Source organism: Pseudomonas sp. FG86 (genome assembly GCF_057808775.1).
In genome coordinates this window covers 1-20,435 of record NZ_JBMDIS010000031.1, presented here as the reverse complement: position 1 = coordinate 20,435, position 20,435 = coordinate 1, and the positions used below count along the sequence as shown (strand labels likewise).

Annotated in this window: 18 protein-coding genes and 1 pseudogene; 11 read left to right on the top strand and 8 right to left on the bottom strand. The window is 61.7% G+C overall.

Annotation, left to right across the window (positions count from 1 at the left end; translation table 11 throughout):
• The first annotated feature begins 9 nt into the window (after nt 1–9).
• The 5 genes from ACODSV_RS19770 (at nt 10) to ACODSV_RS19750 (ending at nt 9,023) form a co-directional block, all read left to right on the top strand.
• Nucleotides 10–762, top strand: coding sequence for a maleate cis-trans isomerase family protein (locus ACODSV_RS19770; RefSeq protein ID WP_024075206.1), 753 nt, complete (start codon nt 10–12; stop codon nt 760–762).
• An 87-nt stretch (nt 763–849) separates the two neighbouring features.
• The gene (locus ACODSV_RS19765) at nt 850–1,482 is read left to right on the top strand and encodes an N-carbamoylsarcosine amidohydrolase (RefSeq protein WP_102623856.1); all 633 of its coding nucleotides are present in this window, start codon (nt 850–852) and stop codon (nt 1,480–1,482) included.
• Between the two features lie 282 nt (nt 1,483–1,764).
• Complete coding sequence (locus ACODSV_RS19760) at nt 1,765–3,075, top strand: MFS transporter (protein ID WP_024075204.1); 1,311 nt, start codon at nt 1,765–1,767, stop codon at nt 3,073–3,075.
• Between the two features lie 153 nt (nt 3,076–3,228).
• On the top strand, nt 3,229–4,374 hold the full coding sequence (locus ACODSV_RS19755; protein WP_069075928.1) for a MalY/PatB family protein: 1,146 nt from the start codon (nt 3,229–3,231) through the stop codon (nt 4,372–4,374).
• Between the two features lie 101 nt (nt 4,375–4,475).
• On the top strand, nt 4,476–9,023 hold the full coding sequence (locus ACODSV_RS19750) for a dermonecrotic toxin domain-containing protein (protein ID WP_150055328.1): 4,548 nt from the start codon (nt 4,476–4,478) through the stop codon (nt 9,021–9,023).
• Between the two features lie 71 nt (nt 9,024–9,094).
• Here the strand turns inward: ACODSV_RS19750 and ACODSV_RS19745 are convergent, their stop codons facing one another.
• On the bottom strand, nt 9,095–9,310 hold the full coding sequence (locus tag ACODSV_RS19745; RefSeq protein WP_003173733.1) for a TOBE domain-containing protein: 216 nt from the start codon (nt 9,308–9,310) through the stop codon (nt 9,095–9,097).
• A gap of 317 nt (nt 9,311–9,627) precedes the next feature.
• Here ACODSV_RS19745 and ACODSV_RS19740 point away from each other — a divergent pair, with 317 nt between their 5' ends.
• From ACODSV_RS19740 to ACODSV_RS19730, 3 genes are read left to right on the top strand one after another with little or no spacing between them, the layout of a single operon-like run.
• Nucleotides 9,628–10,584 (top strand): aliphatic sulfonate ABC transporter substrate-binding protein, encoded by a 957-nt coding sequence (locus ACODSV_RS19740; RefSeq protein ID WP_102623858.1) that lies wholly within the window; start codon nt 9,628–9,630, stop codon nt 10,582–10,584.
• Between the two features lie 10 nt (nt 10,585–10,594).
• Complete coding sequence (locus tag ACODSV_RS19735) at nt 10,595–11,422, top strand: ABC transporter permease (RefSeq protein ID WP_150055329.1); 828 nt, start codon at nt 10,595–10,597, stop codon at nt 11,420–11,422.
• Nucleotides 11,423–11,424: 2 nt separating this feature from the next.
• Entirely contained in the window at nt 11,425–12,135 is a 711-nt protein-coding gene (locus ACODSV_RS19730; protein WP_150055330.1) for an ABC transporter ATP-binding protein, read from the top strand.
• Here ACODSV_RS19730 and ACODSV_RS19725 read toward each other — a convergent pair.
• Both ACODSV_RS19725 and ACODSV_RS19720 read right to left on the bottom strand, forming a co-directional pair.
• Entirely contained in the window at nt 12,132–13,049 is a 918-nt protein-coding gene (locus ACODSV_RS19725) for a FecR domain-containing protein (protein ID WP_150055331.1), read from the bottom strand. The two genes, ACODSV_RS19730 and ACODSV_RS19725, sit on opposite strands and share 4 nt — an antisense overlap.
• Nucleotides 13,046–13,564, bottom strand: coding sequence for a sigma-70 family RNA polymerase sigma factor (locus ACODSV_RS19720; protein WP_102623861.1), 519 nt, complete (start codon nt 13,562–13,564; stop codon nt 13,046–13,048). Before ACODSV_RS19720 ends, ACODSV_RS19725 begins: the two co-directional genes overlap by 4 nt.
• A 266-nt stretch (nt 13,565–13,830) precedes the next feature.
• On the opposite strand from ACODSV_RS19720, the gene ACODSV_RS19715 reads away from it, so the two are divergent.
• Nucleotides 13,831–14,796, top strand: a complete 966-nt coding sequence (locus ACODSV_RS19715) for a threo-3-hydroxy-L-aspartate ammonia-lyase (protein ID WP_150055332.1) — start codon at nt 13,831–13,833, stop codon at nt 14,794–14,796.
• On the top strand, nt 14,793–15,173 hold the full coding sequence (locus ACODSV_RS19710; RefSeq protein ID WP_024075195.1) for a RidA family protein: 381 nt from the start codon (nt 14,793–14,795) through the stop codon (nt 15,171–15,173). The genes ACODSV_RS19715 and ACODSV_RS19710 overlap by 4 nt, the downstream gene beginning before the upstream one ends.
• Here the strand turns inward: ACODSV_RS19710 and ACODSV_RS19705 are convergent.
• Nucleotides 15,161–15,787 carry a helix-turn-helix transcriptional regulator gene (locus ACODSV_RS19705; protein ID WP_024075194.1) on the bottom strand — a complete coding sequence of 209 codons (627 nt, stop codon included), beginning with the start codon at nt 15,785–15,787 and terminating at the stop codon, nt 15,161–15,163. The genes ACODSV_RS19710 and ACODSV_RS19705 overlap by 13 nt on opposite strands.
• 298 nt (nt 15,788–16,085) lie before the next feature.
• Here ACODSV_RS19705 and ACODSV_RS19700 point away from each other — a divergent pair, with 298 nt between their 5' ends.
• Nucleotides 16,086–17,336 carry a ribonucleotide-diphosphate reductase subunit beta gene (locus ACODSV_RS19700; RefSeq protein ID WP_489046161.1) on the top strand — a complete coding sequence of 417 codons (1,251 nt, stop codon included), beginning with the start codon at nt 16,086–16,088 and terminating at the stop codon, nt 17,334–17,336.
• 85 nt (nt 17,337–17,421) lie between these two features.
• Here the strand turns inward: ACODSV_RS19700 and ACODSV_RS19695 are convergent.
• The 4 genes and pseudogenes from ACODSV_RS19695 to ACODSV_RS19680 form a co-directional block, all read right to left on the bottom strand.
• Nucleotides 17,422–17,838 (bottom strand): annotated as a pseudogene (locus ACODSV_RS19695) (response regulator); the annotation flags it as partial.
• 2 nt (nt 17,839–17,840) lie between these two features.
• Nucleotides 17,841–19,169 carry an ATP-binding protein gene (locus ACODSV_RS19690; RefSeq protein WP_024075191.1) on the bottom strand — a complete coding sequence of 443 codons (1,329 nt, stop codon included), beginning with the start codon at nt 19,167–19,169 and terminating at the stop codon, nt 17,841–17,843.
• 11 nt (nt 19,170–19,180) lie between these two features.
• Complete coding sequence (locus ACODSV_RS19685; protein ID WP_024075190.1) at nt 19,181–19,792, bottom strand: chemotaxis protein CheC; 612 nt, start codon at nt 19,790–19,792, stop codon at nt 19,181–19,183.
• A complete protein-coding gene (locus tag ACODSV_RS19680; protein ID WP_024075189.1) occupies nt 19,792–20,151 on the bottom strand; it encodes a response regulator in 360 nt (119 codons plus the stop codon). Before ACODSV_RS19680 ends, ACODSV_RS19685 begins: the two co-directional genes overlap by 1 nt.
• Nucleotides 20,152–20,435 lie beyond the last annotated feature (284 nt).

Below are 20,435 nucleotides of genomic sequence, written 5' to 3'. Positions count from 1 at the left end.
GACACCACCATGCAGAAGCTTTACCGCATTGGCCAGATTGTGCCGAGCTCCAACACCACCATGGAAACCGAGATCCCGGCGATGCTCACCGCGCGCCAGGCGATCCGCCCCGAGCGCTTTACCTTTCACTCCAGCCGCATGCGCATGAAGCAAGTGCGCAAGGAAGAACTGGCGGCGATGGACGGCGAATCCGATCGTTGCGCCGTCGAACTGTCCGACGCCAAGGTCGACGTGCTGGGCTATGCGTGCCTGGTGGCGATCATGGCCATGGGCCTGGGCTATCACCGCAACTCCGAACAGCGCCTGCGCAAGGCCACTGCCGATAACGACGCCAACGCCCCCGTGATCACCAGTGCCGGGGCGCTGATCGAAGGCTTGAAAGTCATGGGCGCCAAGCGCATCGCGATTGTCGCGCCCTATATGAAGCCGCTGACCGAACTGGTAGTGAACTACATCCGCGAAGAAGGCTTCGAGGTGGTGGACTGGCGCGCCCTGGAGATCCCCGACAACCTCGACGTGGCCCGCCACGATCCGGCCAACCTGCCAGCTATTGTCGCGGGCATGAACCTGCAAGGCGTCGATGTGATCGTGCTGTCGGCCTGCGTGCAGATGCAGTCGCTGCCGGTGGTGGCCAAGGTCGAAGCACAAACCGGCAAGCCCGTGCTCACCGCCGCCATCGCCACCACCTACGCCATGCTCAAGGCCCTGGACCTGGAACCCATCGTTCCCGGCGCCGGCGCCCTGCTCTCCGGCGCGTACTGAAGCGCGGATGGAGAAGTGGCGAGCTCACCCCAACAAACTCCATCACCACAGGGTAAGTGCATTGTCCAAATATGAGGGATTGAAACGATGAGCGAACAATCCGCCGACGCCAACTACCAAGGCGTCTGGGGCAACCGCATCGGCTTCGGTAAAAAAGCCGCCCTGCTGATGATCGACTTCATGCAGGGCTACACCACCGAAGGCGCACCGTTGTTCGCGCCGGGCGTGGTGACTGCCGTGGCTGAGAGCGTCGAGCTGCTGGCCACCGCGCGCAAGCACGGGATTGCGGTGGTGCACACCAATATCCGCTACCATCCCGGCCATTTCGTCGATGGCGGTATCTGGGTAAAAAAGGCCCCAGTGATGAAGGACATGGTCGAAGGCAACCCCCTCGCCGCGTTCTGCGCCGAGGTCGTGCCCCAGGCCGATGAAGTGGTGATCACCAAACAATACGCCAGCGCGTTTTTCGGCAGCAGCCTGGCCCCGATGCTGCACGCCCAGGGCATCGACACAGTGGTACTGGCCGGCTGCTCCACCAGTGGCTGCATTCGTGCAACGGCGGTGGACGCGGTGCAACACGGGTTTCGCACCATCGTCGTGCGCGAGTGCGTCGGCGATCGACACCCGGCGCCCCATGAAGCCAACTTGTTCGATATCGACAGCAAGTACGGCGACGTGGTGAGCAAGCAGGAGGCGATGAGCAAATTCAGGGAGCAATAAGACGTTACTAAGAACTGCGCCGTAGAGCGCGGTCTTGAAAAAACTGAGGCCTGAAGCCAGGCACCTTACCGGTGGCGAGCGAGCTTGCTCGCGTTGGAGTGCGCAGCGCTCCCAGCACTCTGGGGCTGCTCGACGGGAGCAGGCTCCCTCGCCACCGGTAAAGGCCAACCCGACCCCCTCAGTCTTCTGACACTGCCTTTGGACGTCGCTTGTACAGCACGCCGAAGTGCTGGAACAAAGCGGCAGCATAAAAACCATAAGTCACCGCCAGGAGACACCCCAATGCCCATTGCGAATGCAGCACCCGCGACCACGGTCGCCGATCCCGTCAACACGCTCTACCACAAGATCACCTGGAAGCTGATCCCGTTCCTGTGCTTCTGCTATCTGGCCGCGTACCTCGACCGGATCAACATCGGCTTCGCCAAACTGCAGATGCTCGACCAGTTGCAGTTCAGCGAAACCGCGTTCGGCCTCGGGGCCGGCCTGTTCTTCGTGGGCTACATCATCTTTGAAGTACCGAGTAACCTGGTGCTGGAGCGGGTCGGCGCAAAAATCTGGATCGCGCGCATCATGATCACCTGGGGCCTGCTCTCGGCCTGCACCATGCTGGTCACCTCGACCACCCAGTTCTACATCCTGCGCTTTTTGCTCGGTGCCGCCGAAGCCGGCTTTTTGCCTGGGGTGCTGTACTACCTGACCACCTGGTTTCCCACGCACCGGCGCGGACGCATCATTGCGTTGTTCATGATCGGCCTGCCGCTGTCCAGCGTGATCGGCGGCCCGCTGTCCGGCTGGATCATGGGGCACTTCGACCATATGGCGGGCCTGCGTGGCTGGCAGTGGCTGTTCCTGATCGAAGCAGTGCCCAGCGTGCTGCTCGGCGTCCTGACGTTCTGGGCGTTGCCCAACAGCTACCAACAAGCCAAATGGCTGTCGATCGAGGAAAAGACCCTGCTCGAACGCGAGCTGCGCAAGGATGACGCCGACGGTGCCGGCAGCAAGCACAGCTTCCGTGACGGGTTCTTCAACCTCAAGGTGTGGATGCTCGGCGGGATCGACTTTTCGATCCTGCTCAGCGCCTACGCCATGGGGTTCTGGATGCCAACGTTTATCCGCAACGCCGGGGTCACCGACACCTTCCATATCGGCATCCTCACCGCGCTGCCGAGTGTCGCCGCGCTGCTGGGCATGCTGCTGATTGGCGCCAGCTCGGACAAGCACCGCGAACGCCGCTGGCACATCATCGTGCCGTTTTTCATTGGCGCAGCCGCGATGGCCACCAGCACCTTCTTCACCCATAACGTGGCTGCCACCGTGGTGCTGTTCGCGATTGCCTCGGCGGCGATCATCGGCGCGGTGCCGGTGTTCTTCAGCCTGCCGGCGACCTTTCTCAAAGGCACCGCGGCGGCCACCGGCTTCGCCCTGGCCTGCTCGGTGGCGAACATCGCGGGCCTGGTGAGCAACTCCTTGATGGGCGTGGCGATCGACGTCACCGGCAGCAGCGCGGGTGCGTTGTGGTTCTTCGCCGGTTGCCTGATCCTCAGCAGCTTCCTGGTCATCGCCTTGCCGGCGAAACTGGTGAATCGCTGATACCCCAACTTTCTCGGATGAATCACCCTGCAAGGTTTTCTGAAACGCTGGGGACTGACCGACTGAACACCTGCGGCAAGTTGCGCATCGGCAAATGAATGGCGCTAGAATCAGCGCCATTCTTGCCCCCGCCTTTTCCGACACGAGCCCCCCATGAGTTTTGATTTCGACACGATCCACCCCCGCCTCGGCACCGGCAGCACCAAGTGGAACCGTTACCCGCCAGATGTCTTGCCAATGTGGATCGCCGACATGGACATCGCCGCGCCGCCGGCGGTGTTGCAAGCCCTGCACGAGCGTCTCGACCAGCAGATCCTCGGCTACAGCGTGGCCGGCCCGGATGTGCGCGAGGCGATTGTCGACGACCTGTGGGCCAAGTACGCGTGGCGCGTGCAACCCGAAGAGCTGCTGTTCCTGCCCGGCGTCGAACCGGGGTTCAACATGGCCCTGCACGCCTTCGTGCAACCCGGCCAACCGGTGGTGCTGCAAACCCCCAACTATCGGCCGATTCGCCTGGCCCCCGGGCACTGGAACCTGCCCCGTATCGAAGTGCCGTTCGACTGCATCGACGGCGAATACCTCACGCCCCTGCCCGCCTTGCGCCAGGCGCTGAGCGGCGCTGGAGCACTGCTGCTGAGCAACCCGCACAACCCCGTGGGCAAGGTTTTCCCCCGCGCAGAACTGCTGGCCGTGGCCACCGCGTGCCTGGAACAGGGCGCACTGATCATCAGCGACGAGATCCACGCCGAGCTGTGTTTCGATGGGCGTCGCCATATCCCCACCGCCAGCCTCAGCCCGGAGATCGCGCAGCGCACGATCACCCTGATGTCGGCGAGCAAGGCCTACAACGTGGCCGGCCTGAAGACCTGTTTTGCCGTGGTGCAGAACGCCGAGATTCGCGAACGCTTCAACCACGCGCGTTGCGGCATGGTCGATAGTGTCAGCCCCCTGGGCCTGGAAGCCACCCGCGCGGCCTACAGCCAATGCAGCGACTGGCTGGCGGCGCTGGTGCACTACCTGCAAGGCAACCGCGACTACTTGCTTGAGGCGGTGCGAACCCGCTTGCCCGGCGTGGTGATGCATGCACCGCAAGGCACCTTCCTGGCCTGGCTGGATTGCAGCGCCCTGGGGCTGGACGACCCGCAGCAGTTCTTCCTCGAACAGGCCAAGGTCGGTCTGAGCGCCGGTATCGAATTCGGCGATGACAGCCAGCAGTTCGTGCGCCTGAACTTCGGCTGCCCCCGAGCGATGCTCGAAGAGGGTATTCAACGCCTGGAGCGCAGCTTACAAAACCGCTGAAATCGGCTGGAACCGCAACACCGACGTTTCCCACACAGATCAGGTCCACGCCTTGGCGGGGCCAGTCCAGTTGTAGAAACGTTCGCGGAGCCAGCCATCCCATGACGCAATCAATCCAGAACACCGCCCAGCCCCCTGTGCTCGTCCTTAACTCCTACACAGGGGAGGCTCCCCGCAATCAACCGGCCTACACCATTTCGCCGCCGTCGAGCCGCGAAACGCTCAGGCACCAGGGCGACAGCCAACTGGTGCAAAGCCTCGGCCCCGCGCCGTTCGACCATCCGCTTTCGGGCCCGGACTCACTGTTCAACGTCCCGCCCCATTCCACCCTGGGGCTCTGGTTGAAGCAATTGGACGATGCCCTGCGTACGCCAGATTTCAAGCAGTGGATGAAGGCCAATAACATTTCAACGTCAAACGTACAGTTCCACCCCGGGCCCAATACCCTGGAAGTCACCGTCGATGGCCAACCCAAGACCTTCAGCCTGGACGATCACTCCGGCTTTGCGGCAGTGGCCGGGCCGCTGATCCAGGCGGTACAAGCCCTGGGTTTCTGGCCGCCCTCCAGCGGACGACTGCTCGACTACCCGTCCAAGCCGTACGACGTGGCCAGCGCCCAGGATGTGCTGCGCTTCTATGGCATCAGCCAAGCTGACTCGAATGCGCTGAACACCACGGCCCGCAAACAGACGTTTGCGCCCATCACCGACACTGCCCCCCTGCGCGGCGCGGCCGCCCTGGCCGCACAACAGCGCGTGGTCGGTGACAGCCATGACCGACATCACCTGATCGCCGGCCTGGCCCGACTGCTGGCTGGCCTGCCCGCGCCGCCAGAAACCCTGCTGGCCTTGGCGCGAAGCCTGAACAGCAGCCAGATCAGCGTGCATCCAGGCTCCTCCTACAGCCAGGAGCACCACAACGGCATGGCCGCTCGCGCCAGCCTGGCACAGGTGCTCCAGGCGTCGGGCAGGCGCCCACCCAAAACATCCGGTCAGTTGAAGCGCCTGCTACGCGACCTGAAAGCAGCCGGGCCGCCAAACCCTGTGGACCTGCGCGAAAAATCCCGCTACGCGCAGCGCTTGCAGTCCATGCAGAACGCGCTCCCCAACGTGCGCAACGAGGCGAAGAAGTGGGCCGAAGAGATCATCTTCACCTTGACTGGGCGCAAGGTCGATGCTGACACCGTGTTCCTCAATCGCTTCTACAACGCGGATTCGGCGCCCACCGTCACCGGCTGGGAACACCTGGGCACAGAGCCGTTACGCTCCCAGCGCCTGCCGGACGCGCTGCTGAGCAACTTCGGCGAGCAGGATTGGACGCCGGGCGTGCTCGACCAGGATGCCGGGCTCTATACGGTGGGTACCGGCGAGAGCAAAAAACGCGGTTATGGCGTGCATAATCAGTTCCCGCTCACCCCTTCAAGGCTGATGCATGAGAGTTGGAAAACCGACTTTCAGGAACTCACGGCGACCCGGCAGGCGCGCTTCTGGAAAGACCATGGCGACGACTACCGCATGGCCTTGAAGGGCAATTTTGTCGCCCAGGCGCGCCAGCAACGCATGGCGTACGAAAAGGCTTCGCCGGCCGAACGTGAGAAAATGCCGCCTGAGCAGCGGTTTACCCATGACGACTATCAGTGGGTGATGGGAGCCGCGTCCAACCTGCCACTGAAGGAGCATCGGCCCCTGACCGTCGAACAGCTGAAGGCGACGGCTCCGGTCAAGGTGTCGACCCACGTGTTTGATATCAACGGCTTTCAATCCAGCGATATCCTGCGCTTTACCGGCCACGACGAGGCGTATCGATCGGTTCGCGACCGTCGCGACGGCGTGCAGATCCTCTACATTCCAGGCCATCAACCGGCCTTTCTTCGCTTCGATTCCCTGGAAAAAATGGACCAATGGGTCGCCGAGCAAGGCAAGGATCCCGATAAGCTCAAGGCGCTGGCATCACATTTTTCGCTCAGGGATCGGCAGGACAACGACAACGGTTTCTGGACAGGCTTGAAGACGTTTTTCACCGGCGACGATCAATCGAACAAAGGCGTGGACCGCGCCTTGAAGTACCTGGGCAGCGGGTACTGGGACAATCTCGAAGGCACCGTGATCGATCAAGCCAATGTGCGCATTCAGGGCGATGTATTCAGCGCCATGACGGACGCGGCCCGCAAACGCATGACCAGCGATACGGACATCGCGATCAAATCCAACAGCGAGGTGACCCGTGATACCTGGCTGAACGATGTGACCGCAGCGGCGGGCCTGGTGACCAAGCTGGCGGTGATTGGCGAGCCGGTGGTCGTGGGCATCGCCGCCGCCACCGGTCTTGCAGAAACGGCGTTGGGCGCAGAGAAAGCCTATTCCGGCGATACCCAGGCGGAACGCAGGCAGGGCGCATCCGCGGCGCTGGACGGTGTGCTCAATACGCTGTTCGCTGTCGCGGGCGGCACGGCCCCGGTGGCCAGCGACCCGTTTGAGCTGCAGCGCGAACGCCCCGCCGTCCTCCCGCTGCGCAACGAAGTGTTTTCAGACGGCCAGCGCGCCCAGGTGATTGACCACGCCCTGACGCCGAATGCCTACACCCTGCCCCGAACCAACGGCTACGACCTGGTCGACGGTGACAGGATCTATCGCTATCGAGACTCCCGGCCTGGGGAGCTGACCGACCTCCAAGCGCAGGAGCCTGCCCAGCCCCTGGACGATTTCGAGGCGATTTGCCCGGCCCCCGCGGCGGGGCGGCGTGTCCGGCGCGGCGCCAACGACGAATGCTTCGCCAAAATCCTTAACGACCTGCCCGAGCCCAAGGCACAGCTGCAGGCCCTGGAGCATGTGCGGCTGTTCCCCTCCAAGCCCAGTTTGTTCAGCAAGGACCGCTGGGTGATCCACGAAAAACGCCTGCATAAAATGCTTGAAACCGACATCGGCTCACAACTGGTGCCGGTCAACGACGCCAAGCGCATCACCTATAAACGCCAGGTCCGCGGCAAGCTCGTGGCCGACCCGGGCTTTGGGTTCTATCCAGGCAACACCTTGGGGCCACTCGCGGAACAGACGCGGGTGGTCAAGCTGAACAAGATCAGCGAAGCCGTTGACGACCAGCGTCAACTGAGGGCCGTGGTCGTCACCAGCGGTACCCAGCCCTACCTGGTCGTGGAAGCGGACACCGCCGAGTTCTACTATGCCCCGCTGGACAAAAAACAGACCGGCGATATCACGTTCAAAAAGTGCAGCCCCACCGAATTGGACCTGGTGCAAGGCTACCGACAGTTCCTGGGCTTGAACCACAGCCCCCAGGCCCTGGATGCCGATTTCATCGCACTGCCCAAGCTCAAGGGCGTGTACCCGCAGCTCGAAGCGGCGGGCTATGCAAAAGCCGATGTGGATGAACTCAAACAGCTGTGCAAAGCGTTGACCGATGAGCAGCAGCGGGAAGTGGTCTACCAGCTGCAGCGGGCCAAAGCCATCACCCCGCCTGACGTTGCACTGCGGCCACAGCAGGTTTCAGCGCTGGAAAAACCGGCGGACTTTGCCCGCTGGCCCGCCGCCCGGCAGAACCGGTTTTACGCCGAGAACGCCAAGGCCCAGGTCCAGCAAGCGCTCAAGGCCACCGGGCTCGGCCCTGGCAACCAGCTGCGTTCGGCGAATGACCTGGCCCGGGCGGATGCGGCTGACATGACGCTCAACTGGCTGCGCCGTACCGCCGACTTGCGCGCACCGAACGGCCCCGACCTGATCATGAAGACCGGTGCCGGCAACTGCGGCGAAATGGCGCTGCTGTCCAGGGACATCATCGGCAAGAGTGGCGGCAAGGCGGCAGAATGGCGCGCGGGCGACGCGCACGCGTTCACCGTGATCGGCGGCCCACCCGGCCCGGTCAGCGCGACAACCGACTTCGCCGGACCAGCCTGGGCCGATGCCTGGGTCGTCGACCCCTGGGCGGACATCGCCTGCCCTGCGTCTGAGTACACGCAGCAACTGCAGGCCACCATGGCCAAATGGGACGCCGCCGGCTTGAAGATTCGTCAAGGCGGCCAAGCCAATATGAGCCCCCTCGACCCGGACTGGATCGACACCCTGGTCAAGCAACCGAAGCGCCCTTACGAGCTGTCGCGCCCCCGGAACGCGAAGGTCCCGGCAGTACGCCCGCCATCATTGCAATCGGCCGCCCCTGTCCACGTGGCCATGGGCGAATCGACCACCCTCAGCAATAACCACGCCCCCCTGTCGACCCGCAGCCTGAGCGACTGCTCGGCGCTGGCGGTACTCAGCGACTGGAATGGCAGCACCTACCAGACCCGTACGCTGATGCACCTGACCGGCAGCAACCTGGAACTGGGCCTGCGCGATGGCAACGCCCAGCAACTGCTGGACAACCTGTTGGCGTCATTGAACAAGGGGGGGCGCGTGATACTGGTCGGCGGGGTCAACACCCAATCCACTCAGGGGTTGGCCACGGTTATCGGACAAACGCTCAATGGGCAGCAGCCGCTCAACGCGTTGCTCAAGGAGCGGCCGGGGGTCACGGTGACGATTGCCAGCTCAGCGGGTATTACTGTCAACGCCGATGGCACCTTCGAGCTGATCGAAGGCACCGGCAAGGGGGTACTGCCCCCCGAAGAGCTGCGCGCCATCTTCGACCGCATCGATTGAAAGGTTCAGCCACACGCCTTTCACCGGCGATGGTGGCCAGCACCGCCGGCTACCGTCACCGGTGCAGTCGCTCAAAGCTTGGCGATGGACACTTCGGTCGACTTCACAAACGCGATCACTTCACTGCCGACCTTCAATTCCAGGTCCCGCACCGAGCGAGTGGTGATGACTGAGGTGACAATCCCGGACGCGGTTTGCACGTCAATTTCAGAGACCACCTCCCCGAGCAGAATTTCCTTGATTACGCCCTTGAACTGGTTGCGCACGTTGATCGCTTTAATGGTCATGTCGGCTTTCCTTTTGGCTGTTGGGTCAATCCGCACGAATGCGCAGACCCTCAAAATGCGCCAACCGCAAAGACATTAAAAGGAATATATAACTCTTTATTTATTCTATTTGGATATATTCAAGCTGTTGCACCACCGACACTTGATCAACAGTTTGCCCCTCTCACAACAGCCTTGGCCCTTCGAAGCCCCGTAAATACGCGTGCAAACGAGATGGCACAGAGACTGCATATTCCTGAAAAGCATGATGGAACATGCCATTTCATTTTTATGAATATAAGAAAAGCCTTCTCTCAACGCCTTGCCGGAGCTGTTCCATGAAACCCTTCACTCAACGCTTACTCGGCGCCTGCGCGCTGGTTCTGTGCCTGCAACCCCTGGCCCAGGCCGCCGAAGCCGACCCTGTCGAAGTCAACCTGGACTATGCCTACTATTCGCCCGTCAGCCTGGTGCTCAAGCATTTCGGCTGGCTGGAACAAGCCTTGCCGCACTCCAAGGTGGGCTGGGTATTGAGCCAGGGCAGCAACCGGTCCCTGGAATACCTCAACAGCGGCGGCGTGGACTTTGCCTCCTCCGCCAGCCTGTCGGCGGTATTGAGCCGGGCCAACGGCAGCCCGATCAAATCGGTGTACGTCTACAGTCGCGCCGAATGGACCGCCCTGGTGGTGCGCAAGGACTCGCCATTCAAGAGCGTCACCGACCTCAAGGGCAAGAAAATCGCCGCCACCAAAGGCACCGACCCTTACCTGTTCACGCTGCGCAGCCTGCAACAAGCCGGGTTGAAGAAGGACGATGTGGAGCTGGTGCACCTGCAGCACCCCGACGGCCGCACGGCCCTGGAGAAAGGTGACGTGGACGCCTGGGCCGGTCTCGACCCGCACATGGCCGCCAGCGAAATCCAGGCCGGTTCGCGCCTGCTGTACCGCAACAAGGCGTTCAACAGTTACGGCGTCGTCAGCGTGACCGAGAAGTTCGCCAAGGAGCATCCGCAGACCATCACCAAAGTGCTCGGCGCTTATGAAAAGGCCCGGGATTGGGCGGTGAAGCACCCGGAGGAGTTCGCCAAGCTGCTCGCCGACGAGTCCGGCCTGCCGTTGGAAGTGGCCAAGCTGCAACTGTCGCGTACGGATCTGAGCACGCCGTTCTTGAGCAGCAAGGATGTGCTGTCGTCCAAGGCTGCCGCACCGATCCTGGTGTCCGAAGCGTTGGTGCGCAAAGGCGTGAATGTGGACGAGGTGATCGACCAGTTGATCGACACCTCGTTCGGCCACTGAGGAACCCGTGATGACCAGCAAAACCCAAGCACTCCCCCTGGCCACGCCCGTGGCGATCAACCGCAGTGCCTGGCCAAGGCGGCTCAAGGGCCTGGTGTTGCCGGCGCTGATCCTACTGGTGCTGGAGGCGGTGGTACGCGTGGGTTGGCTGCCGTCCTACCAGATGCCGGCGCCCAGCGAGATTGCCGTGACCCTGACGGACCTGGCCGAAGGCGCACTGTGGAAACACATCAGCGCCAGCCTCGGCCGGGTGTTGCTCGGGTTTGCCATCGGCGCCAGCCTGGCGCTGGTATTCGCCGCCTGGGTCGGGTTGAGCCGTGAGGCCGAAGCCTATCTGGAACCGACCTTCGCCGGCTTGCGCTCGATCCCCAGCCTGGCCTGGGTGCCGCTGTTGCTGCTGTGGCTGGGCATCGATGAAACCTCGAAAATCGTGCTGATCGCGATCGGCGCGTTTTTCCCGGTGTACCTCAATGGCGTCGCGGCAATACGCGATATCGACCGCAAGCTGGTGGAGGTCGGGCAAATGTATGGGTTCAGCCGACGGCGCCTGGTACGTCGCATCCTGTTGCCTGCCGCCCTGCCCGGTCTGTTCACCGGGTTGCGCAGCGGCTTGAGCCTGGCGTGGATGTTCCTGGTGGCAGCCGAGTTGATCGCAGCCACCAAGGGCCTGGGTTACCTGCTCAGCGATGGGCGGGAAACCTCACGGCCAGACATCGTGCTCGCAGCGATCATCGTATTGGCGCTGTTGGGCAAGGTCAGCGATGGCTTGCTCGCCACCCTGGAGAAACGCTGCCTGGCCTGGCGTGACACCTTCAACGGCCAAGGCACGGAGCGATAGGCATGCAACCTTTATTGGATATTCGCGTGGCGCGTAAAAACTTCGCCAGCACCACGGTCTTGAGAGATGTGCACCTGGCCCTGCAGCCGCGTGAAGCCGTGAGCCTGCTCGGCCCCAGCGGTTGCGGCAAAAGTACCTTGCTGCGCATCGTCGCCGGGCTGGAAACCGACTTCCAGGGCGAGTTGCGCAGCCCTGAAGGTGAAGTGGCGTTTGTGTTCCAGGAACCCCGGCTGATGCCCTGGCTCACGGTGGAACAGAACATCGGCTTGCGCGACGACCAGCACTACGACCGGGCCTGGGTGACGCAGTTGATCGAGGAAGTCGGCCTCACGGGCTTTGCCCAGGCGCTGCCCAAGGCACTGTCCGGGGGCATGGCGCAACGGGTGGCGATCGCACGCGGCTTGTATTCGCGACCGCAGGTGCTCTTGCTGGATGAGCCGTTCAGCGCGGTGGATGCGTTTACCCGCATGAAGCTGCAAGACCTGTTGCTGCAACTGGCTGCGCACCATGCCATTGCTTTGTTGCTGGTGACCCATGATGTGGATGAAGCGCTCTACCTGAGTGATCGGGTATTGGTGATGGACAACCGGCCGAGCAGCATTCGCCAGGAACTGGCGGTGGACTTGCCGCACCCAAGGGACCGGCGTGATCCGTTGTTGGCGCAGCTCAAGGCGTTGTCGCTGACGCACCTGCAGCGCGCTCATGTGATCTAGGCGTTCTTGCGCAACATTACCCAATACCGTGTCCGCGCCTGCACCTCAAGCCCCAGGGTCGAGGCCAGCAGGTTGAGGACGCGGTCGGTGTCATCCAGGCGAAAACTCCCCGTGACCCGCAACGCCTCCAGGCTCGGATCCCAGCGCAACACACCTGGCCGATAACGTGCCAGTTCGCGCAAAAAGTCCCCCAGCGCCTGGTTCTGGGCGGTCAGTACACCGTCGCGCCATCCCAATTGCAGCACGTCAAACGGCGCCCATGCACCCAGTCCGCCAGCGTTCAACGGCGCCTGCTGGCCACCCGGCAACGTCGCCAACCTGCCGCTCAAGTCGCGCACCTGCACCGCGCCCTTCAGGACCGACACCCGGCAGCCAGCGGTCAGTTGCCGCACACACACCTCGGCCTGGCTGACCCGCAGTTGCCCGTAGCCTGTATCCAGCGTGAGGGCGGCCGCGCCGGGCACGTTCAAGGCCAGTTCCCCTTCCACCAAGGTGATACGCCGTTGCGCCAGGTCCACGTCCACCGCGGTGGCGGTATTGAGCTGCAGGCTGGCGCCGTCGGCCAGGGACAGGCGCTTGCGCTCGCCGGTGGCGGTGTGCAGGTCGGCACGCCAGACCTCGATAGGCAACTGGCGGCTGATCAACCAGGCGGTCGGCAGCAGCGCCGCCACGCCCAACGCACGCTTGAGCAACGCGCGCCGCCCCGGTTGCGGGCGGTCGAGGCTGGCCATCGCCAATGCCTGGGGCAACTCACTGAAGCGCTGGCGCAGGGATTGGGCTTTTTGCCAGGTCTGTTCATGCTGCGGGTGGCTGTCACGCCAGTGCTGCAGCGCGACGTGATCGCGCTCGGTGGCGGCGCCAGATTCCAGCAGCGCCAGCCACTGGGCAGCGGCGCGCGCAATATCTCGGCTCACAGGTCCACCAACAGGCAATGCTCATACGCCTGCGCCATGTAGCGCTTCACCGTGCGCTCCGACACCTCCAGCCGCTCGGCGATCTCGCGATACCCCAAGCCTTCGAGCTGACTCCAGAGAAACGCGCGGCGCACCAGCACCGGCAAGCCGTCGAGCAGTTCATCCAGGGCTTGCAAGGTTTCCAGCACCAGCCAGCGCTGCTCGGGCGACGGCACACAGGCTTCGGGCAGGTTCGCCAGGGCGTTCAGGTAAGCCTGTTCCAGGCTGCGCCGCTGATGAAAATTGACCAGCAGGCGCTTGCCCACCGTCACCAGATACGCCCGTGGCTCCTGCATCTGCGCAATCGGCTGGGCACTGGCGAGCACCCGCAAAAAGGTGTCCTGACTCAGGTCCGCTGCATCCCAGGCATTGCCCAAGCGCCGCCGCAGCCAGCTTTCCAGCCAGCCGCGATGGTCACGGTACAGGCTCGACAGGGTCAGTTCGGGGGCGTGCGTCGGGACAACAGCATCATTCATGGCAACCACCTGCACGGCGCGATTGAGTCTCAAATGAGATTCATTCTATTTAATATCCTGCCGTGACACCATGATCTTTTCAACATTGGGTTTAGAGCGTTACAGCGTTCTGGCGCGGCAAGTCACGTTTTGGCGCCCTGTGCGCCATGCCGCCCCTCTAAAGATCAGGGAAGCCCGAGCGCGAACACGCCGGTGCGCACAATCGAAACTTTACTCTTTGTCTTGTTATGGATATTTTATCCAGACACTCCAACAAGGCCCGTCTCATGCTCACGTCCACTTACCAAGACGTCATCGCCGCCGCTGAACGCCTGGAAGGCTTCGCCCATCGCACCCCGGTATTCACCTCACGCACCCTCGACGCCGAGACCGGCGCCCAGGTCTTCATCAAGTGCGAGAACCTGCAACGGGGTGGCTCGTTCAAGTTTCGCGGCGCGTTCAATGCCCTTTCGCAGTTTGACCCGCAGCAGCGCAAGGCCGGGGTGGTGGCGTTTTCTTCGGGTAACCATGCCCAGGGCATTGCCTTGGCGGCAGGCCTGCTCGGCATACCAGCGACCCTCGTGATGCCTACCGATGCGCCCGCCGCCAAGGTCGCGGCCACTCGGGGCTATGGCGCCAGTGTGGTGCTGTATGACCGTTTCAGCGAGGACCGCGAGCAGATCGGCCGCACCCTGGCCGCAGAGCACGGCCTGACCCTGATCCCGCCCTATGACCATCCTGATGTACTCGCAGGCCAAGGCACCGCGGCCAAGGAGTTGCTGGAATTCACCGGCCCGCTGGATGCGTTGTTCGTGGGCCTGGGCGGTGGCGGCATGCTCTCGGGCACCGCCCTGAGTACCCGCGCCCTGGCACCCGATTGCCTGCTCTACGGTGTCGAGCCCGAGACCGGGAATGACGGCCAACGCTCGTTTCGCAGCGGCAGCATCGTGCATATCGACACCCCCGCGACCATCGCCGACGGTGCCCAGACCCAGCACCTGGGCAACTGCACCTTCCCAATCATCCGCGACAAGGTGGACGACATTCTTACCGTCACCGACACGCAACTGGTGGCAGAAATGAAGTTCTTCATGCAGCGCATGAAGATGGTGGTGGAGCCCACCGGCTGCCTGGGCCTGGCGGCGTTGCGCCAACTGGGCAAGCGGTTCAAGGGCCAGCGCGTGGGCATTATCGTCACCGGCGGCAACGTGGATATCGAGCGATACGCCGCCCTGCTCCGCGAGGCGCCATGAAGATCATCCAGACATCGAGTGCGGCCAAACCGGCCGGCCATTACGCCCAGGCGATCGGTCACGCCGGCACCCTGTATATCTCCGGGCAACTGCCGGTGAGCGCCGATGGGCGCCATCACCCCGAGGCGTCGTTCGCCGCACAGGCCCAGGTGGCGCTGGAGAACCTGTTGGCCATCTTGAAGGCAGCGGGCGGCTCGCCACAGGACCTGGTGAAAGTCACGGTATATGTGGTCGGGGTTCAGCACTGGGCTGAATTCGACCAGCTCTACGCCGCCGCATTGGGCGAGCACCGCCCTGCCCGCGCCGTGGTGCCGGTACCTCAATTGCACCACGGCTATCAGGTCGAGATCGAAGCGTTGGCGCGCTACTTGGCGTAGGTATAGACCGCCGCGCGCGACACACCCAGGTGCGAGGCCACGGTTTCCATGGCACGGCGAATGTCGAGGCAACCCGAGTCTTTCAACTCCTGCATCAACACGCGTCGATCTGCGGTCTTCAACGCGCGCGGCGTGGTTGCCAGGCGGGCGGCGAACTGGTCGATGCGTGCACGGATCGCATCGGCGCCGGAGGGATCGAGAGACTCGCCGAGCTTGTCGCCACTGACCGAACCGAACTGCTCCAGCAGGCCCTGCAAACCACGAAACAACGTGAGGTCAACATTCAGGCACAGGGCGGCGACGTACTGGCCGCGAGCGTCCTTGATGCCGATCGACGTGCTTTTGACCTGGCGCCCATCGGCGAACTGGTTCTGGTAATTGGCAATGACCTGCGGGTAGTCCGGGTCGGCGATACGTGCCAACCCCAACTCGGTGGCCGGGTCACCGGGGGCACGCCCGGAGAGGTTGTTATGAATGGCCAGGATCGCGTGCTGCGGGTCGCGCAAGTCGTGCAGCACCACTTCGCAGAACGGGCTGAAGGTTTTGCTCAAGCCTTCGGCAATCTGTTCGAGCTGGCTGATCAGGGTGGTGTCTTGGAGAGAGGTCTTTTTCATGCAAGACAACATATCCAGTCCTGGACAGGGCGTCAATTTGCACCCTGCCCTTCACTTCACAGCCCGCGACATCCAATGGGCACCGGGCAGCGACCGAAAACCGCACATCTTGTCCGTTGACCACTGGGACCACACCCCATATAGTGTGCCCACAAACAAAACAGACCACTACATAGTGTGCAGCATCGGTATTTATCGACCACACTACGCGCAGTATTTCAATGCCTAGTAGCCTGCAAATCACCTATTTTTGGACGGGTTCACATGCCGTCAGAACAGACCAGGAAGGAGTATTTCGATGCTGAGTTGGGATGAAGTCGACAACGAGGACACCGGTGCAGCGGTGATCAAGGGCGCCAACGCCGGCCACGCCACCGAAGCCAACATGGACCGCCTCGACGGTGCCGGCGCCGCTGCCGCCATCGAAGCCCGCGCCGTCACCGCCAGTGACTCCGCCGCCATCGTGCGCGCCAAGGCGGCCCTGGACAAACTCGACATCGCCGAAGGCCTCGCCGAACTCGAAGGCGCCTCCGCCCGCGTCGCCGTTGACGAAAAACGCATGATCAACTGCCGCGCCGACCTCAACCAACTCGTGCCCTTCAAGTACGATTGGGCCTGGCAGAAGTACCTCGACGGCTGCGCCAACCACTGGATGCCGCAAGAGGTCAACATGACCGCCGACATCGCCCTGTGGAAAAACCCCGAAGGCCTGACCGACGACGAGCGCCGCATCGTCATGCGCAACCTGGGCTTCTTCTCCACCGCCGACTCCCTGGTTGCCAACAACCTGGTCCTGGCCGTGTACCGCCTGATCACCAACCCGGAGTGCCGCCAGTACATCCTGCGCCAGGCCTTCGAAGAAGCGATCCACACCCACGCCTACCAGTACTGCATCGAATCGTTGGCCATGGATGAAGGCGAGATCTTCAACATGTACCACGAGATCCCATCGGTGGCGAAAAAAGCCGCCTGGGGCCTGAAGTACACCCGTTCGATCTCCGATCCGAAGTTCGAAACCGGCACCGTCGACACCGACAAGGAACTGCTGCGCAACCTGGTCGCCTACTACTGCGTGCTGGAAGGCATCTTCTTCTACTGCGGCTTCACCCAGATCCTGTCCATGGGCCGCCGCAACAAAATGACCGGCGTCGCCGAACAGTTCCAATACATCCTGCGCGACGAGTCGATGCACCTGAACTTCGGTATCGATGTGATCAACCAGATCAAAATCGAAAACCCACATTTGTGGGATGCCGAGATGAAGGAAGAAGCGACCCAGATGATCCTGCAAGGGACGCAGCTGGAGATCGAATATGCGCGCGATACCATGCCGCGCGGTGTGCTGGGTATGAACGCGGCGATGATGGAGGATTACCTCAAGTTCATCGCTAACCGTCGCCTGTCGCAGATTGGCTTGAAGGAAGAGTATCCAGGCACGACCAATCCGTTCCCGTGGATGAGCGAGATCATGGACTTGAAGAAAGAGAAGAATTTCTTTGAGACCCGGGTAATCGAGTACCAGACCGGCGGCGCGCTGAGCTGGGACTAAGCCCTACCCTGGGCCATGTTCAACTTGACGGAAACGCTGTCAAGAACCGTGAAATGTCGTACTCCAGTGGTGCGACATTTCACGCCAGGCTGTCGCGGTTACGAAGCGCATTCTGCATCTCGAGAGCCTGGTCGAGCGTGCGCTGCAGCTCGTCATCATTCCAGGGTTTGCTGATATAGCGGTAAACGTACCCATCGCTGATTGCCTGAGTAATCATGCTCATGTCGGCATAGCCGGTCAGCAGGATATTCACGCATTCTGGATTGCGCCTATACACCTCGCGGAGCAGCGTCGGACCGTCCATCAACGGCATGCGCGCATCGCAAACGATCAAGTCGATAGAGTGCTGTTCGAAAAGACTCAGTGCCTGCGCGCCATTAGTCGCCAACAGCAAGTCATAAGGTTTGCCACGCAACAGGCGCCGGAGGCTGTTGAGGATACTTTCTTCATCATCCACCAGCATGACGGTGTAGCGTTTTACACAGGAAGTGGGGGCGTTCATGATCAGCGTCCTTCGGCGGCAGAAGTAGCGAGGGCCTGCACCTGGGGCTGGCGTAATGGTAACCACGCCCGGAAGCAACTTCCCCTACCCGGCTCACTCTCGACGGTGAGCCGTCCATGGTGCTTGACGATGATGCTATACGACAACGACAGGCCCAGGCCCGAGCCCATGCCCACCGGCTTGGTGGTGAAGAACGGTTCGAATATCCGGTTCTGGATCTCAAGGGGGATACCATGGCCGTTGTCGGCGATCTCAACGAACACACCGCCGTCCTCCCTGCCACTCCTGATGGTGATTTGGCCGTCGGCACCCACAGCATGGCTTGCGTTGATGAGCAAGTTCAGAAAGACCTGATTGATCTGTGAGCCCATGCATTCAATAGGCTCGATATCGCCGTAGCACTTGATCACCTGGGCCTTGAACTTGATCTCGTTCCAGATAACGTTAAGGGTGCTATCGAGCCCTTTGTGCAGATCGGCCAACTGCCATTCATAACTGTCGACATGGGAGAACTCGCGCAGGTCCTTGACGATGCGAGTGACCCGGTCGAGACCGTCGACCGATTCCACAAGCAGCTCGTCGATGTCCTGACGCATGAAGTCGTAATCCACCTTGTCACGCATCGCCGCCAGCTCGGGATGAGCATCGGCATGGCTTTCGTCACTCGCCTGCTCATAAGCCTCGAGCAGCGCGAAAATGTCCACGAGGTAACGACGCAGGCTGTTGACGTTGGAGCAGACAAAGCCGATCGGGTTATTGATCTCGTGGGCCACCCCCGCAGCCAGTTGCCCTATCGCCGCCATCTTCTCGGACTGCAGCAACTGCGCCTGCGCATCTTCGAGCCGCGCGATCAGCAGCGCCTGGGCGCCCTTTTCCTCTTCCAGCAGCTTGTTCAGGTGCGTCAGCTCGAGTTGACGGGCAGCGGTGTCGGTCGTATCACTGATGGCTAAGCCCACGCCCAGGCTGCTGCCATCGGCGTCTTGCACCGGGAAGAAAGTGCAATTCTGGTACATGTGCCGAACCAGTCCACTGATGGGCCGGGTGCTTTCGAAATTGAACAGGTGCGGCCGTTGCTGCCACGAAGTGAAAGCAAAGTTTTGCAGAGTGAGGACGCTGTTGATCTTCTGCCGGGTCCAGACCTCCGGGAGCTCAGGAAAGGCTTCGAACAGCGTACGGCCAACAAGTTCTTCGGCGCTGCGGCCGCTGTTGATGGACATGAAGTGGTTCGAGAACAGCACTTTGCAGTCCTTATCGACGAGCAGCACACCCATGTTGATGGCCGTGAGCATCGACTCAAGGGTTTCCCGGGAGATTGCCTTGCTGTCTGTCATGAGAGGTCCCTTCAAAGCTCGTCCAGCAAACGATCAATGGCCCGAACGACAACGCCTGCTGTACGTTCAGTGATGCAGATCAGCAAGTCGCAGGAGAATTGATGAGCCTCAACCTCGAAGCGGATTTCCAACACCATCGCAAGGTGTTCATTCAGGTTCAACTCATCCAGTGCGTTCGCTTCCTGATCCCTGTGGACGAGAATGGATGGCGCGTCATAGCTCACTTGAGTCGCCACCTGTTTTGCCAGGCCACTGATGCAGGCGCCGGTCAGAATGTTGGTGACATCGAGCATCAGCTCGTCCTGCTGGTCCAGACCGCCGCCCTTGTAGCCCAGCAGTTCGGCCAGTTCATCTGCCCCCATGCAGCCAAAGCACACGAACACTTCTCCGCGTAACTCCCCGAGGAAAGACTGGCGGGTGACGATCATGAAGCTTCGGCGCAGATGCTCCGGAATCGCCAGGTTATTCTGTTCCCGGATCAGCGGGTGAATAAAAGGAACCGAAAGCGTGACCATGGTATTGGTCAGCAGGGCCAGTCGCTCGGCCGCCTGCCCCATGGCGATATTCATCAGTTCCTGCAGGGCATCGCGTTGGTCTTCGGTGAGCTCGGCCAAGGTTTCCATCAAAGCACTCCTATGAGGTGTAAAGCTTCGAGTAGAGCTTCAGCCGTAACAGGCTTGGCCACGAAGGCAGCAGCGCCCAGGTTGAATACGAGTTGCCTGGCCCGGGGCTGGATGTCTGCGCTGATCACGACGACCACCACATTGGCGTCTTCGCGCTTGAGCGCCTCCAGGGTCTGGAAACCGTCCATGACGGGCATGGTGAGGTCGAGAAAAAGCAAATCGACCAAGCCCGCGTGATAGGCCTCCATCACCTCGGAGCCGTTACAGGCTTGGCGGACATCTTCGGTCAGTGATTCTGGCAGGGCACGCAAGACCAACTTGCGGGACATGGATGAGTCATCGGCGATTAGAACTTTCATGGTGCACTCCACATTTATGAAGTGTCCTACGGCTTCAGTCGCGGCCGAAGAAACTACGATTTCTTTTATTCTTTCAAGCACTCTAGCGTGACAAATAGCAAAGAGCCATCAGGAAATCCTGATATTGCGTGAGTGTTTTGCGATATAGCGTCGGCGATCAGTGATCTGGGACGTCCACCTTATAGTGGCGAGCGGGCTTGCCCCGCGTTGGGCTGCGCAGCGGCCCCCAAAACCAGGGCACTGCGGTGTGTCAGTTAAAAACACATCGCCTGTAATGGGGCCGC